This window comes from Oligoflexia bacterium (assembly GCA_035326705.1).
Taxonomy (GTDB): domain Bacteria; phylum Bdellovibrionota_G; class JALEGL01; order JALEGL01; family JALEGL01; genus JALEGL01.
Genome location: DAOLES010000007.1, coordinates 39,998 through 53,464, shown reverse-complemented (window position 1 = coordinate 53,464; position 13,467 = coordinate 39,998). Strand labels below are relative to the sequence as shown.

Genomic DNA, 13,467 nt, shown 5'->3' with positions numbered 1-13,467 from the left:
TTTTAATTTTTTGTCGCTATGGGACAAACCTTTGCAAATAATTTCAAGTTTACTGGTGAATACCTGAAGCCATTTTATATGGCTGAAGGCACGGGGGTGAGAAAACAAAAACCACGCTTTTTGTTTTCAAGGGGGGCGTGAGCCCCACTGCAAAAAAACAGTGGAGCGGGAGAAGGGACTTGAACCCTCGACCCTCACGTTGGCAACGTGATGCTCTACCACTGAGCTACTCCCGCAATTGGTCTTGATGTCATATATTTTTGTTAAATTACTGTCAAGCATTCCTTCTTTAAAATATCATGGTATACTTAATTTTAGAGTCCTGTATGTTCAAAAAGTTTTTAAGGAAAGTTTATATGCATAAAAACAAGCTTGTTTTAGCTTCTATCTGTATTTTAGCTCTTGGCATTTACATTCAAAAAAGCCAAGATTTTAAACATTGGATCATTCAATTTGTTCCAACAAGCTACTCCATTTCTAATCAGCTAAGTCAGTCTAATCCTTTGGTGAGCTTAGATAAAACCGCTAAAACATTTTTTTATATTGATACGGCTTATGTTGATCCCAAACGTGTTTCTCAACAAGATATGTTGGAAAAAGCCCTCAAAGACTTAAGTGCCAATATTCCTGAAGTCCAAGTTTTATTCCCACAAAGCAATAAAGCAGAGCTCATTGTAAATAAAAAACGCCAAAGCATCTCTACAAAAGTGAAGCATTTTCATGCTTTGCATCAAACACTATCTAAAGCCCTTGTTTTTATTAATGAACATAGAAAAACCAGTATGACTCCGGATCAATTGGAAGCCATTGCACTCAATGCTTGCTTAAGCACCTTAGACCCACATAGTTTATATCTTTCTAAAGATATCTATGAAGAAATGTTGGTTGGGACATCCGGTGAGTTTGGTGGCTTGGGTATTGTTATTGGAATCAGAGATAAAAAGTTGACTATTATTAGCCCCGTTGAAGGCAGCCCAGCCAGCAAAGCTGGTTTAAAATCTGGCGACCACATCACCAAAATTGGAACTGAAAGTACAAAAAATATGATCCTCAATGAAGCTGTTAAACGGATGCGTGGCCCTAAAGGAACTAAAATTAAAATTGCAGTTGCTCGAGAGAATTGGGAAAAAGAGCGCGAGTTTACACTTAAAAGAGATACCATTAATATTGTTGCTGTTGAATCTGAACTCCTCCCTAATAATATTGCCTATATGCGCATTAAAAGTTTTCAACAAGACACCGCCAGTAGTGCAAAAAAACAGCTTAAAGCCATGCACAAAGATGCAGGAGAATTTAAAGGTTTAATTTTAGACCTGCGCGGGAATCCTGGGGGTATCTTTGATCAAGCCGTAAAAATCTCAGATATGTTTTTAAAATCCGGCGTTATTGTTTCTACCGTTGGCTTAAACAATACAGTGAATCAAAAAGAACGTGCTCAAGCGCGTAATACAGAAGAAAACTATCCTTTGGTTATTCTGGTAGATGAAGGCAGTGCCAGTGCTTCTGAAATTGTAGCTGGAGCTTTAAAAGAACGTGCTCTTATTATTGGCGATACAACCTTTGGTAAAGGCAGTGTGCAGCGCTTATTTGACTTACCCAAAGATTCTGCTTTAAAACTCACCATAGCTCAGTATTTAACCCCAGGAGAAATTTCTATTCAAGGCTTAGGCATAACACCTCATGTTGCTTTGCACAGCGTTTTTCTGACCAAAGATGTAACCAATATTTATCCCAGCCAAAAAGACTATGGTGAGGCCAGTTTGGATGGTCACTTGGATAACCCCAACTCTGAAGAAAAAAGAGATAAAAATAAAATTTTGGCTAAATACAACGTTAGGTATTTAGAAAGCTTGGATGAAGATGGTTTTTTAGCTACACGACAAACTTTGGGTGACAGCAAAAGTAAACGCAGAGAAAAAATCCTACAGGATTTTCAAGTGACTTTGGCTAGAAAAATTATTGAAAAAACCAGCTCTGGCAATCTTAAGCCTATGCTTAATGTCGCCAGTGCTATTACTCAGGAAGCAAATAATGAACAAAATAAATTGATAGAAAATAAGTTAGCCAAAAATAATATTGATTGGCACAGCTCCAGTAAAACCTGTAAATCAGCGCCAAGCATCACTGCATATATTAACTCTAATGATAACTATGTTCTAGCTGGAGAAAAAGCCAAATTACATGTGACTATTAAAAACTCCTCCAACTGTGATTATCACCGTGCATGGGTAGAAACTGAGTCAGAACAATTCTTCTTTGATGCTCAAGAGATTTTATTTGGTAAAATTCCATCTGGCAAAGAAATTTCTAAAACTATAGAACTAGAAATTCCTAAGGCTATGTTTATGGGGCTTTCAAAAGTGAATTTATCCTTTAATCTGGATGATAATAAACATTTATTTGATCAATCCTTCTTTGTAAAAATCAATGAAAAACAAAATATGCCTAAATTTGCTTACGAACTTTGGTTGATTGATCAAAATAAAAATCACAAAATTGAAGATCAAGAAAAAGCTGACATCTTTGTAAAAATAAAAAATTTGGGTGATAAAAACTCTGATCAGAGCTCTGTATCGATTGAAGCTGCTGAAGGCTCTGATTTAAAAGTTAAAAAAGGCCACGCTTCTGTTAAACAACTCTATGGCAAACAAAATCAAACGTTATCTTTGGGCATTGAAGCAAAAAAGCCCTTCAATGATAAAGAGATTAAACTCAGTTTAAACATCAGCGATTTTGAAAATAATATTTTTAGGACAGATAGCATTATGTTTAATGCACAAAAAATTAAAAAAGGGAAAACTCTATATTCTCCCCCCACAATTATTTTAGATAATACTGAGCAATTGCATAGTGAACGGCAAGGCAAGTTTTTAAGTTTGTCTGGAAAAATGCAAGATGACCAAGCCATTAAAGATTATTATATTTTGGTCAACGCCAAAAAAGTACATTACGATAGTTTTGACAAAGCAAGCAAGCAACAAAACTTTTCAACCACTGTACCGCTAGATCCAGGCAACAACTATGTCAGCATTGTTACCCGTGATAACCAGGACATTCAAACGGTAAAAAAAATATTGGTCCAACGTAAAGAAGCTTTATAAGATTTTAAAAACTATAATTAGGCTGGGTTTTTTATAGCCCAGCTTTTATTAATGAATGCTTCTCCATTTTTATAAATTTTAAATACAACTTGGTGTTTTTCAGCTTTAAAAAAGATTTGGTGTTGATTGACTCTATTATTTTCTTCTAGTTGATACGAAACACTCACACTACCCAAAACTTGCCCATCGTTATTTTTTACCAATTGATTGTCTATTATGTATTCAAAACCTAAAAACGCTTGTGGACCGCCTTTGAATGCTGGATTGAGTTTGTTTTTATCAAAGTTTATTCCACTGGCTCCAGCCACAGAAATAATTAACAAGGCCACGGCTGCCAATTGCGCTAAGCCAGCCAAAGCACTTGCCGGCGTTAACATCAACACCACCGCAGCAACAACAGAGATAACCAAAAGTTTCCATAGTATATCTGATAGCTGCTGCATCCAATAGCCACCAACACGACTCATCTCATCCAAAATATGCAACACCTCCTCAACAAAACCATCAAACCATTGGGTAAAGCGCTCTAAATTAATATACTCAGATAAAGCATCCGGTAAATTTTCCAGTAACCAACCTGGCTGCAGCTGAGAAGGAAAGTCTTCATACAGATTTCTATTTCTTGGTTTTAATTCACGAATAATAGCGCTGGGCCTGGTTTGTGGATCTAACTCTGGCTCGCCTTCATCTGTGTATGTGCATTGATCTTCACTGATAAAGGTATGAGAATACTCAAAGTCACCGTCAAAGCTTAGAAAATGTCTTCTAGCTTTGCTAGAACAGTGATACTCTAAGTCCTCTCTACACAATTGTCTTGATTCTTGTGCCACCACACAATGAACGGTTGAAACAATGTGCCCTTCATTGTCCCAAATATGTTTTTTAATTGCTGCTGCTGCGCCACCTTTGACCGTAAATTTGCTAACTTTTATATGACAAGTCCCTGGCCCCATCCATCCACCTGCAGTCGTCGTATTCGCATATGTATTTTGAAATAAGCTCATTCCAATCAACACCATAAGACTTAAAACTCTAACTTTTATTTGCAAGATCATTCTACTTTTTGACTTACTTGATTTAAACTTTTTGCGTCAAGACATAATATTTTTTAACTAGTAATTACTGTTGGCCATCAGTTACTCATCCTTGGCTGTAAGATCTTTATTGACATCCATTTGTTGTACAATATCAAAATAAAGTGTTTGCAATTCATTCATATCAACACAAGCATGGTCTAGTTGTTGTTGATTTACGCTGCCACTAAAACACAATTGATTGTTCTCTTCATCCATCTCAAAGATTAAACCCTCAATGGATGCAGTTGGAACATCACTGGGCAAGTTTTTTAAATGTCCATGTTTCATCAAAATAGCAACCAAGACTGCTGCTAAAATAGGCGCGGTTGCACCCAAACTAGGGAGGCTAGCGCCTCCGGTGATAAACGCTAAAAAAGCATTGCCTCCAAAATAGACCGTAACTGCCGTCAGTATGGCCAAGGTTAAACCCAAAGTAAACTCTTGCCAATGGTCTTTGATATAGTTTATCACCCAGTCAAACTCAGGCACTTTTATTCGTGGATATCTTGGCGTATAGGCCGGGTCACTCCAGGGGATATCACTGAAGTTTGGATTATGGTAATCTTCAGGATTAAATTTCGGATAATATGATGGTCTAGGTTTTAGGTAGGGTGAAGGATCATCGTTGGTCTCATCTCTCTCATAACAATGATAATCAAAAATTTTTGCCTCACCTAAAATAAGTCCATTGTTAAACGCAGCTGTGTATAGTGTTTTTTTTAATGCCAAACATTTTCCCTGTAAAGCTGCCACGCATTGCGCATAAGAAGGCTTTGCATCTATTACTGTAACCCGATCAGTTATTTTCATATTATTATCAAACAACTCTTGCAATTGCTTGAACGGAATTAAATCTGGATCTATCAGTCTATCTACTTTTATTCCACACATAGCTTGACCAACATATCCCAATAAATCTGTCTCATCTTTTGCATAGGTCAAAGTCATCACAAAAGTAAATAATAAACACCAGTTCCCCACTACGCGCATATGAACCTAATAATGTAGAGCGTTAGCAGTGTCAAATACTTAAAATTCATGCTGGTGCTATCCCTTTATAATTGCACAAAAATAAGCATTTGGTTGTCTAGCATTGTTTTTTACAGTATGTGAAATAGGTGGTAGTTTAGGCAAATGATTAACTTTATTGAGGAATGTGCTTGTGTTTAAAAGTTTAGCTGCTTTATTTTCTTCCGATTTAGCCATTGATTTAGGAACAGCCAATATTTTGGTTTATCAACCCGGCCGTGGCATCATCATCAATGAGCCTTCTGTGGTTGCGGTTAAAAACAATGATACTGATCAAAAAGAAGTCATTGCTGTGGGTCAAGAAGCCAAAGAAATGGTGGGTAGAACCCCACAATACATAGAAACCATTCGGCCCATTAAAGATGGTGTCATTGCAGACTTTGCCACCACAGAGGCCATGCTCAAATATTTCATAGAAAAAGCCCATCAGCGTAAAAGCTTGGTTAGACCCAGAATTATTATTTGCATACCTTCTGGTGTGACTGATGTAGAACGCAGAGCGGTAGAAGAATCTGCGCTTTCTGCTGGTGCTAGAGAAGTGTACCTTATTGAGGAACCCGTTGCAGCTGCCATTGGTTCAGACATGCCCATCAAAGAAGCTTCCGGTAATATGGTGGTGGATATTGGTGGCGGCACAACTGAAGTGGCCGTTATTTCTTTAAGCGGCATTGTGTTTGCTAAGTCTGTACGCATTGCCGGTGATAAAATGGATGAAGCCATCATCAATTACACCAAAAGAAAGTACTCTGTACTGATTGGTGAGCGTACAGCTGAGCGCATTAAAATTGAATTGGGTGAGCTAGCTCCTTCAGAAGAAGAAAGTTATTTAGAAATCAAAGGTCGCGATTTGGTGCGTGGTGTGCCTAGAGTGATTAAATTTTCTTCCACTGAAATTCGTGAAACTTTGCAAGAGCCTGTGCGGGCCATCATTGATGCCATTAAAATTGCTTTAGAAAAAACACCGCCTGAGCTTGCTTCTGATATTCATGATAAAGGCATAGTGTTAACAGGGGGCGGTGCCTTGATTAAAAATATTGATGTTCTGATAGAGCAAGAAACCGGTCTACCCGCTAAAATAGCGCAAGACCCTCTATCCTGTGTGGTCCTTGGCAGCGGCAAAGTTTTAGAACGTTTTGATGAGTTAAAAGACTTATTGATTAATCATAAACGATTATTTTAAGGTTTTAAATGAACAATACTAAAAGGTACACCGGCTACCTTTTAGTACTTTTGCACTAAACGATTGCTACGATTTCATCGATGGAAGTCACATGCACCCCCACAGCCGTTTCACGCATGATACTTTCTCTAATTTTTGCAGCTTCCTTGTAGAGCTCTGTGCTAAACGCTTTTTTCATTGCTTCTTCAGAATCAAAGCTTAACATTGCAACCCCATCAATGGGGTCCTCAGTTTCATCTTTTCTTCTGTCTGTAAGATGATACTGTTTATAAGACTTGACCTCAGGCATTTTAGCATAAAACGGACCATACTCTTCTTTCCAGACTCTGCGAAACTCTTCTGTGCTGATGTTTTCTTTTTTTCTAACCACCACTAAAATTGTAAACATCGATATCTCCCTAGGACTGATAATGCTCAACCACGGCTTCCCTTGCATTGCCAAAATCACCATTGGACATAAACAAAAGTGTATCTCCTGCTTTTGCATGGCTTGTTACCAGCTGCACCAGTTCCTCTTTGTTTTGCGGCAAAAACACTGTCTTTCCTTGTGCTTGTAAGTCTTCTTTTAATTTTTGGACATCCAGTTTATCTTTTAGCCCATCGGCTTTTTCATAAACTTTGGTCATGAGCACAACATCAGCCTCTTTAAATGCTATAGGCCAATCATTTTGAAAAGTATTTCTTCTAGAGGTATTGGAACGCGGTTCAAACAAGGCCCACAGCTTACCACCATTTTTTTGCGCTATGGGTTTAAATGCTGCTAGCGTTTTTTCCACCGCCGTTGGATGGTGAGCAAAATCGTCATAAATATGCACTTGGCCATGAGATGATAAGTGTTGCTGTCTACGGGTTACCCCCTCAAAACTGCCAATGGCTTGTGCCACTTTTTGAAGATCTAAGCCCATTGTTTCACAGAGCGCCATACAGCCTAGAGCATTGATAGCATTATGTTTGCCCATCATTTTAGTTTTAATTGTTGCTAATTTTTCATCTTGCTTATAAAATTCGTAACAAAAAATCCCGTCACCTTGATAAGTGTAATCTTTGACATACCAATCATTACTTTCTCTCTCACCATAGCTAATAAACTGTTTGTCTGGATACTCTTGCATCAGCATCCTAATATTTTGATCATCCCCACAGACCACCATGGCTTTGTTGTCTGAAATTTGTTCAAATAATTTTCTAAATTGATCTTTAATTTGAGCCAAAGATTCATAGATATCTGCATGATCAAATTCTATACTGGTCAACAACAAGTGCTGGGTTTTATAATGCAAAAACTTGGGCGTTTTTTCAAAACAAGCGGTATCGTACTCATCTCCTTCAAGCACAAAATATTGTCCCTGCCCCAATTGATAGCCTTGTTTAAATTGGTGTGGAATACCGCCAATAAAAAACCCAGGATCTTCACCCAATTGATTAAGAATATACGCCATCAAAGATGCTGTTGTGGTTTTACCATGCGTACCGCAAACCACCACCGAAGATTTGTCTTGTACAAAATATTCACCCAAGGCCTGTGCCATGGATGTATAAGGAATCTTGAGTTCTAAAACACGCTCATACTCAGGATGCCCTTTGCTGATCACATTTCCCACAATCACCAAATCTAAATCTTTTGTAATATTTTTAGCATCATAACCAGCAATAGCTTTTATGCTCAAATGTTCAAGCTCTGTACTAGCCGGTGGATAAATTTCTCCTTTATCAGAACCGGTCACTTGCCAGCCTTTGGCTTTAAATAAACCCGCCAAAGCCACCATACCCATACCGCCAATACCCATCAAATATACCGTTTTATTTTCCATTCCTATTCCCTTACAGTTCAATCTTTTTTAGCCATAGCAACAAAGATAGAGATTATGTTTTATGGTATATGCAGACCTTGAGGGCATAAGCCCGATCTGCCAAACGTCCATAAAAAATACCCTACTTCAATCTAGCTCTATGCCCATATCATATTGTGTATGTCTTTTCACCCGCTTCGCTCTTTACTTTTTGTTTCTCAAGGGGGGATTCTCTCCCCCCTTCTTGGACAAAAAACGTCGTTTTTGTCCAATTCATCCCACCCGGGTTGACTTCAATTTAAAATCTCGTCTTTATTTTAATTTTATGCCCATATCATATTGTGCATGTCTTTTCTAAATTGTCGGAATTCATCTACATGATCATCTTTGGGGTGTACTCTGTTGGCTAAGATAATTACGCCTTGATTTTTTTCAGGATCAATCCAAATAGAGGTTCCTGTATAGCCAAGATGGCCAAAACCCTGACTTGAAATATATTTTCCTGCGGTTGATCCGTGTCCTTGATTACTAGGTTTATCCCAACACATGGCTCTAACTGTTCCATCTTGAGCAGTTATGGGAGATGTCATCATCTTGGCTGTTTCTTCACTCAACCAATCTGAATTGCCTTTGATAGCTTTTAACCAAGCTTGCCCAGCTTTGATGCAGGCTGGAAGCGTTCCAAACAATCCGGCATGGCTGCTGATCCCTCCCATAAAATAACAGTTTTCATCATTGACATAACCTAAGCTAGGGCGATGTGAATAATTTTCAGTTGCAACAAAGTTCAGAGTAGTTTTTTCTACTTTATCATTACTTTGAGCAAAAAATAAATTTGAAAAATCAGGCTGAGAGCATAAAAAATTTTGTATGAGTTTTTGCCAACTTTGTCCTAAACTTTGTTCCAATAAATGCATCATCACAACAAAACCAACATCTGAGTAAATACTTTTTTTACCGGCTTCAAATTCTGGACGCAGTTCTGCTACAACTTTTTTCAGTAGACTTACATCCCCGCTACACAAAACTTTAAAATTTAACCACGCCACAAAGCCCGCTTGGTGCGTCATCAAATCTTGTAAATAATAAAACTGTTCTTTATTATCAAAGTTGAATTTTTGATCTGGACGTATAATTTTTTTTTCAATCAACTCTGCTAAAAAAGATCCCGTGGCTAACACTTTGGTCAGTGAAGCCAAATCAAATATACTCTCTTGACTGGTACGATGAATTTTATCTTGGCTGTGATAGCCAAAATAATATTGTTCAGCCTTATACTGATCAAAAATAGCCACCGCACATGCCGTACACAAATGCTCAGCAATTGCTTGATCAACCCGTTTAATTACAGTTTGCATATCATTGCACCAAACAATCTATAACTATTTGTTTACCATTTTTTGCAATCTCTACCCATCCACCAATTGGCCATAAAATATCGGCATGGACGTGTCCACTTTTTAAGCCATACACAATAGGTATATTAATCTTTTGTTTTTTCATTAAGTCCTGAATCAAAGCCAATAACCAAGCATTGGCATGAAAATCACCGTTAAGATCTGTAAAATCCCCTAAAAATACAGCTTTACATTCATTTAAAAACCCAGTCTGAAACAACTGTGTCAACATTCTATCCACTTTGTAAGCTGGCTCATTCACCTCTTCTAAAAAGAGAAATGCATTTTTAGGTTTCACTGCATAGCTAGTACCCACTGAACTGCACAACATACTTAAATTACCCCCCAAAATTCTTGCTTTGCCGCTTTTAACTTTGTGAACTTTGTAATCTCTTTCAATCTGTAAAATTTGTTTCTTTCCGGGGTAAGAAAGCAATCCCAGTATATGATTTTTTTGTCTTAAATTTAAACTATGAAATTGTTCTCCACATAAAACCGGTCCGTGGATGGTCTGACATTTTTTTTTCAGCGCGTACCAATTTAATAAAGGGGTCACATCACTCAAACCCATAATAATTTTATCTGGCCACGCCTGATCAATTGTAAAGGGCAAAATCCTTGTACATCCATAACCGCCTCTGGCAAAAAACAAGGCTTTGGCTTTTTTATCTTTTAAGGCTTGCTGCATGCCTTGCAAACGTTGTTTGTCTGTCCCGGCCAAATAGTGACGTTTAGCAAAAACGCTCCTAGCATAAGTGACTTTTAATCCAGCGTCAGACAGATACTGTTTGGCGTTTTTAAAGTTTTGTTGATCAAATGGGCTGCTACAGGCAACCATATACACACGATCTTTTTTTAGTAATCCAGCAGGTTTTTTCATGATTGTATCGTAGTTTTAAAAAGCCATCATAGCATAGATTATTGATATCTTATTCTATTTATCCAATTTTAAGTAAACTTGTTTTATCTCTGTGTATAAGATACTTATCGTTGAGGTTTAAAAATGAATAAAGATTTCTTCAATAGAATCAAACAATACCTCATTATTCATACCAATACCGTTCCGGTTTATTTGGATAATTTTTATATTGATCCACAAAAACAATATACTTTTGTCTTAACTCAAAACAACCCGGCACTTCTTCGCAAAATAATTGAGCGCTGTTTAGTCAAACAGTTTAAAATTTCAAGCAATAATATTCATTTTATATCTGATTTTAGTTTGCTCTTAGATCAAAAAAATCATCGGAACTTATACAGTTGTAATGTTTTTAGTTATGACAACTACATTCAAATAGAAAAAATCAGTCTATTACAATCCATTCTTTTTTATATCTGTTCCAATATTTTGGGCAGGTTGGTGCATTTTAAAGTTTATATTTCTTTTGTAAAAATCTTAGCCAACTCCACTGAACAATCATTAACACTTAAAAAACAAAAAATGATTCAATCGGTGTGTGGCCCAGGCCTACAAAAATCTCAAACCATCAAAGAACTATTACAAACCAGCTACTACCAAAATGAAACCATAGAAAACAAATTAAAAAAATCACAAGTGAATCAAATTCTTAATGATATGATCGGTTCATTTCATCATGTATTGGGTGCTTTGGCCTATTTAACTGTTAAACTATTTTGTCTTAAAATTTTTAAACCGTTTGAAATCAAGTTTGTCAATGCCCCTGGCTTACGCAAACATTTAACCAATGCCTCCGTTGTTTATGTCCCTAACCATAAAAGTCATATTGACTATTTATTGCTATCCATTTCCCTTTATAAGTATTCTTTTTTTCCTCCTCACATTGCAGCTGGCATCAATCTATCTTTTTTTCCAGTTGGACCCATTTTAAGCCGCTTAGGCGCTTTTTTTATCCGGCGTAGTATTGGCAGCAATAAACATTATGCCTTTTTACTTGCCCAATACATCCGTTATTTGGTTGTTGAAAAAATACCGCAGGCTGTTTTTTTTGAAGGTGGGCGTTCACGAACGGGAAAGTTACTTGATCCTAAACTGGGAATTCTAACCTATCAATTGCAGGCTTTAGAAAAAAATAACGATATTGTTTTTGTGCCTGTCAGTATTAACTATGATTATATTCCTGAATTAACAGAAATCACACGACAACTTGCTGGAGCTAAAAAAAAGAAAGAAAATATATTTAGTTTTATTTGGTCTTTTCCAAAAGTCTTGCGTCGCTGTGGTAGGGTGCGCTTGCATTTTCATGAAGGCATCTCTGCCCAAGATTTTTTTAAAAATCATGCCCTAGAAAAAAGTAGCATTCAACTGCTGGCAAAAGATATTTTGCGTGATATCGCTAGCGTTACTGCTTGCTCAAGAGGTTTTGTTTTAGCTATAGCTTTGTTTAAACAATTATTTTATACCAAAGATATCAATGAACCGATTTACATAGACTATTTACTTCAAGACTACCACCAACTTATTGATCACTTTTTCCATGAAGATAAAACAATAAAGCCACATAAATCTTTTAAACGTATGTTACATTTGTTTAGAAGACACGACATTTTATCAAGAGATAAAAACAGTGTACGTTTGAATAAAAAGAAGTTTGCCAAACTTTTTTATTTACGAAACACTTCTATTCATACCATTTTTCAGCATTGGTTACTGCAACTCAATCCACATGACTATCCTGAAAGTTTTTTTAGACTTTTATGTGCTTGGAACCCCGGTTTAAATCTCAATCCACGTTATCAGGTACACATCAAAAACAGAGCCCTCAAACTCTGGTTACAACAGCTCCTGATTCCTGAACTTTCTTTCATTGCCAACCATGCATATCAACAAAGCCAATTTGATGCGCAAAATAATATTGATGAAGACGTATTTAGCCTTCCCCACAACCTCAAAAGACTTTTTGAACATGACTTTAAACGAATCAAGCCAAAACTCTCACAGCAAGACTGGCAAGATATATTTAATTTTTGTCAAAACTTAAACCTATAAAAAAGCCCCCTAAATATAGGGGGCTTTTTTATAAACTCAATGGCTTTTGACAACTTATGATTAAGCTTCTCCCACAAATTCCAAACCTAAACCTACAATTGGTTTGCCATTAATTAACTTTGCAGCACTAGAATGAATCACTTTAGCATTGCGTTTTTTGTCTTTCAAGCGACCATCGATAAAAGACAAAGTAACTTGTGTCCCTGGGTCCAATAAATAATGTGTAGCAATAAATGCTCCATGGTCACTAAAGTCGTGTAATTTTGAAAAAATAGAAAAATTATCCCCTTCAAAGCAGACCAGTGATTCTCCGCTGTTTCTATTTTCTCTTCTTTTTTCAATTGTTGCCATAATACGCTCTCCTAAGCCATTTTTTCAATATTGCTATCTTACCTAAGCAGTTAAGCACAAACCGTGCCAAAACAAGCTACAACATAAGTGCTTAATATTTCTATCGCTTCTTTATACCATATTTTTAGACGCGACACAAAAATCTCAAGGTCTTGTTGCCTAGGTCTCACCCATACGACTTATCTTAAACTAGCTGATGCTATATTACTATACTAATGGAAAAAGACTCCCTCTTAATCAAGTCCATAAAAAACCTAAAAAATTTGATGAAATTCTTTGCTAGTCCAAGCAAAGCTGGTTAATCTGCTTTTATTGTCACATTATGATGTGATTGTAATCTATAATTTAGTTAAAAAGGAGTCGAAATGTCCAATACAGATCTTATTGTAGGAAGTAAAATCAGAGAACTTATCAAATCAAAAGAGTGCATGACCTCTTCAGAGTTGCTTCCAGCATTAAACGTAAAAGTAAAAGCGTTAGTTGAAGAAGCTTGCAAAAGAGCCAAAGGCAACAAACGTACGACATTAAAAGCACAAGATCTATAATTCTTACCTTTTAAAACGGTATAAAGTTTT

General features: G+C 36.7%; 11 protein-coding genes and 1 tRNA gene. 4 read left to right on the top strand and 8 right to left on the bottom strand.

The features are described 5' to 3' along the window. Nucleotides 1-161 precede the first annotated feature (161 nt). Nucleotides 162-236: transfer RNA gene (locus PKC21_09330), tRNA-Gly, on the bottom strand. A 120-nt stretch (nucleotides 237-356) separates the two neighbouring features. Between PKC21_09330 and PKC21_09325 the strand changes: the two genes are divergently transcribed. Then, entirely contained in the window at nucleotides 357-3,101 is a 2,745-nt protein-coding gene (locus PKC21_09325) for a S41 family peptidase (GenBank protein ID HMR25539.1), read from the top strand. Between the two features lie 17 nt (nucleotides 3,102-3,118). On the opposite strand, the gene PKC21_09320 is transcribed toward PKC21_09325, so the two are convergent. Further along, entirely contained in the window at nucleotides 3,119-4,150 is a 1,032-nt protein-coding gene (locus tag PKC21_09320) for a hypothetical protein (protein HMR25538.1), read from the bottom strand. Nucleotides 4,151-4,237: 87 nt separating this feature from the next. Then, nucleotides 4,238-5,167, bottom strand: coding sequence for a hypothetical protein (locus PKC21_09315; GenBank protein ID HMR25537.1), 930 nt, complete (start codon nucleotides 5,165-5,167; stop codon nucleotides 4,238-4,240). Between the two features lie 172 nt (nucleotides 5,168-5,339). Between PKC21_09315 and PKC21_09310 the strand changes: the two genes are divergently transcribed. Further along, nucleotides 5,340-6,386, top strand: coding sequence for a rod shape-determining protein (locus PKC21_09310; GenBank protein HMR25536.1), 1,047 nt, complete (start codon nucleotides 5,340-5,342; stop codon nucleotides 6,384-6,386). Between the two features lie 55 nt (nucleotides 6,387-6,441). Here PKC21_09310 and PKC21_09305 read toward each other — a convergent pair whose 3' ends face one another. The 4 genes from PKC21_09305 to PKC21_09290 all read right to left on the bottom strand — a co-directional run bounded on the left by PKC21_09305 (nucleotide 6,442) and on the right by PKC21_09290 (nucleotide 10,453). Then, entirely contained in the window at nucleotides 6,442-6,774 is a 333-nt protein-coding gene (locus PKC21_09305) for an EthD domain-containing protein (GenBank protein ID HMR25535.1), read from the bottom strand. A 10-nt stretch (nucleotides 6,775-6,784) separates the two neighbouring features. Continuing rightward, on the bottom strand, nucleotides 6,785-8,197 hold the full coding sequence (murC, locus tag PKC21_09300) for a UDP-N-acetylmuramate--L-alanine ligase (protein ID HMR25534.1): 1,413 nt from the start codon (nucleotides 8,195-8,197) through the stop codon (nucleotides 6,785-6,787). Between the two features lie 302 nt (nucleotides 8,198-8,499). Then, nucleotides 8,500-9,534, bottom strand: coding sequence for a serine hydrolase (locus PKC21_09295; GenBank protein ID HMR25533.1), 1,035 nt, complete (start codon nucleotides 9,532-9,534; stop codon nucleotides 8,500-8,502). A gap of 1 nt (nucleotide 9,535) precedes the next feature. Then, on the bottom strand, nucleotides 9,536-10,453 hold the full coding sequence (locus tag PKC21_09290; GenBank protein HMR25532.1) for an LD-carboxypeptidase: 918 nt from the start codon (nucleotides 10,451-10,453) through the stop codon (nucleotides 9,536-9,538). Between the two features lie 123 nt (nucleotides 10,454-10,576). Between PKC21_09290 and PKC21_09285 the strand changes: the two genes are divergently transcribed. After that, nucleotides 10,577-12,541, top strand: a complete 1,965-nt coding sequence (locus PKC21_09285) for a glycerol-3-phosphate acyltransferase (GenBank protein HMR25531.1) — start codon at nucleotides 10,577-10,579, stop codon at nucleotides 12,539-12,541. Between the two features lie 60 nt (nucleotides 12,542-12,601). On the opposite strand, the gene PKC21_09280 is transcribed toward PKC21_09285, so the two are convergent. Then, nucleotides 12,602-12,892 (bottom strand): PilZ domain-containing protein, encoded by a 291-nt coding sequence (locus tag PKC21_09280; protein HMR25530.1) that lies wholly within the window; start codon nucleotides 12,890-12,892, stop codon nucleotides 12,602-12,604. A gap of 365 nt (nucleotides 12,893-13,257) precedes the next feature. Here PKC21_09280 and PKC21_09275 point away from each other — a divergent pair, with 365 nt between their 5' ends. Beyond that, nucleotides 13,258-13,437 carry a hypothetical protein gene (locus tag PKC21_09275; GenBank protein ID HMR25529.1) on the top strand — a complete coding sequence of 60 codons (180 nt, stop codon included), beginning with the start codon at nucleotides 13,258-13,260 and terminating at the stop codon, nucleotides 13,435-13,437. Nucleotides 13,438-13,467 lie beyond the last annotated feature (30 nt).

Bases quoted from the DNA above. Each gene is read 5' to 3' on its own strand.
- PKC21_09325 (HMR25539.1), top strand. From the start codon at position 357: ATGCATAAAAACAAGCTTGTTTTAGCTTCTATCTGTATTTTAGCTCTT.
- PKC21_09315 (HMR25537.1), bottom strand. From the start codon at position 5,167: ATGCGCGTAGTGGGGAACTGGTGTTTATTATTTACTTTTGTGATGACT.
- PKC21_09305 (HMR25535.1), bottom strand. From the start codon at position 6,774: ATGTTTACAATTTTAGTGGTGGTTAGAAAAAAAGAAAACATCAGCACA.
- murC (HMR25534.1), bottom strand. From the start codon at position 8,197: ATGGAAAATAAAACGGTATATTTGATGGGTATTGGCGGTATGGGTATG.
- PKC21_09295 (HMR25533.1), bottom strand. From the start codon at position 9,534: ATGCAAACTGTAATTAAACGGGTTGATCAAGCAATTGCTGAGCATTTG.
- PKC21_09290 (HMR25532.1), bottom strand. From the start codon at position 10,453: ATGAAAAAACCTGCTGGATTACTAAAAAAAGATCGTGTGTATATGGTT.
- PKC21_09285 (HMR25531.1), top strand. From the start codon at position 10,577: ATGAATAAAGATTTCTTCAATAGAATCAAACAATACCTCATTATTCAT.
- PKC21_09280 (HMR25530.1), bottom strand. From the start codon at position 12,892: ATGGCAACAATTGAAAAAAGAAGAGAAAATAGAAACAGCGGAGAATCA.
- PKC21_09275 (HMR25529.1), top strand. From the start codon at position 13,258: ATGTCCAATACAGATCTTATTGTAGGAAGTAAAATCAGAGAACTTATC.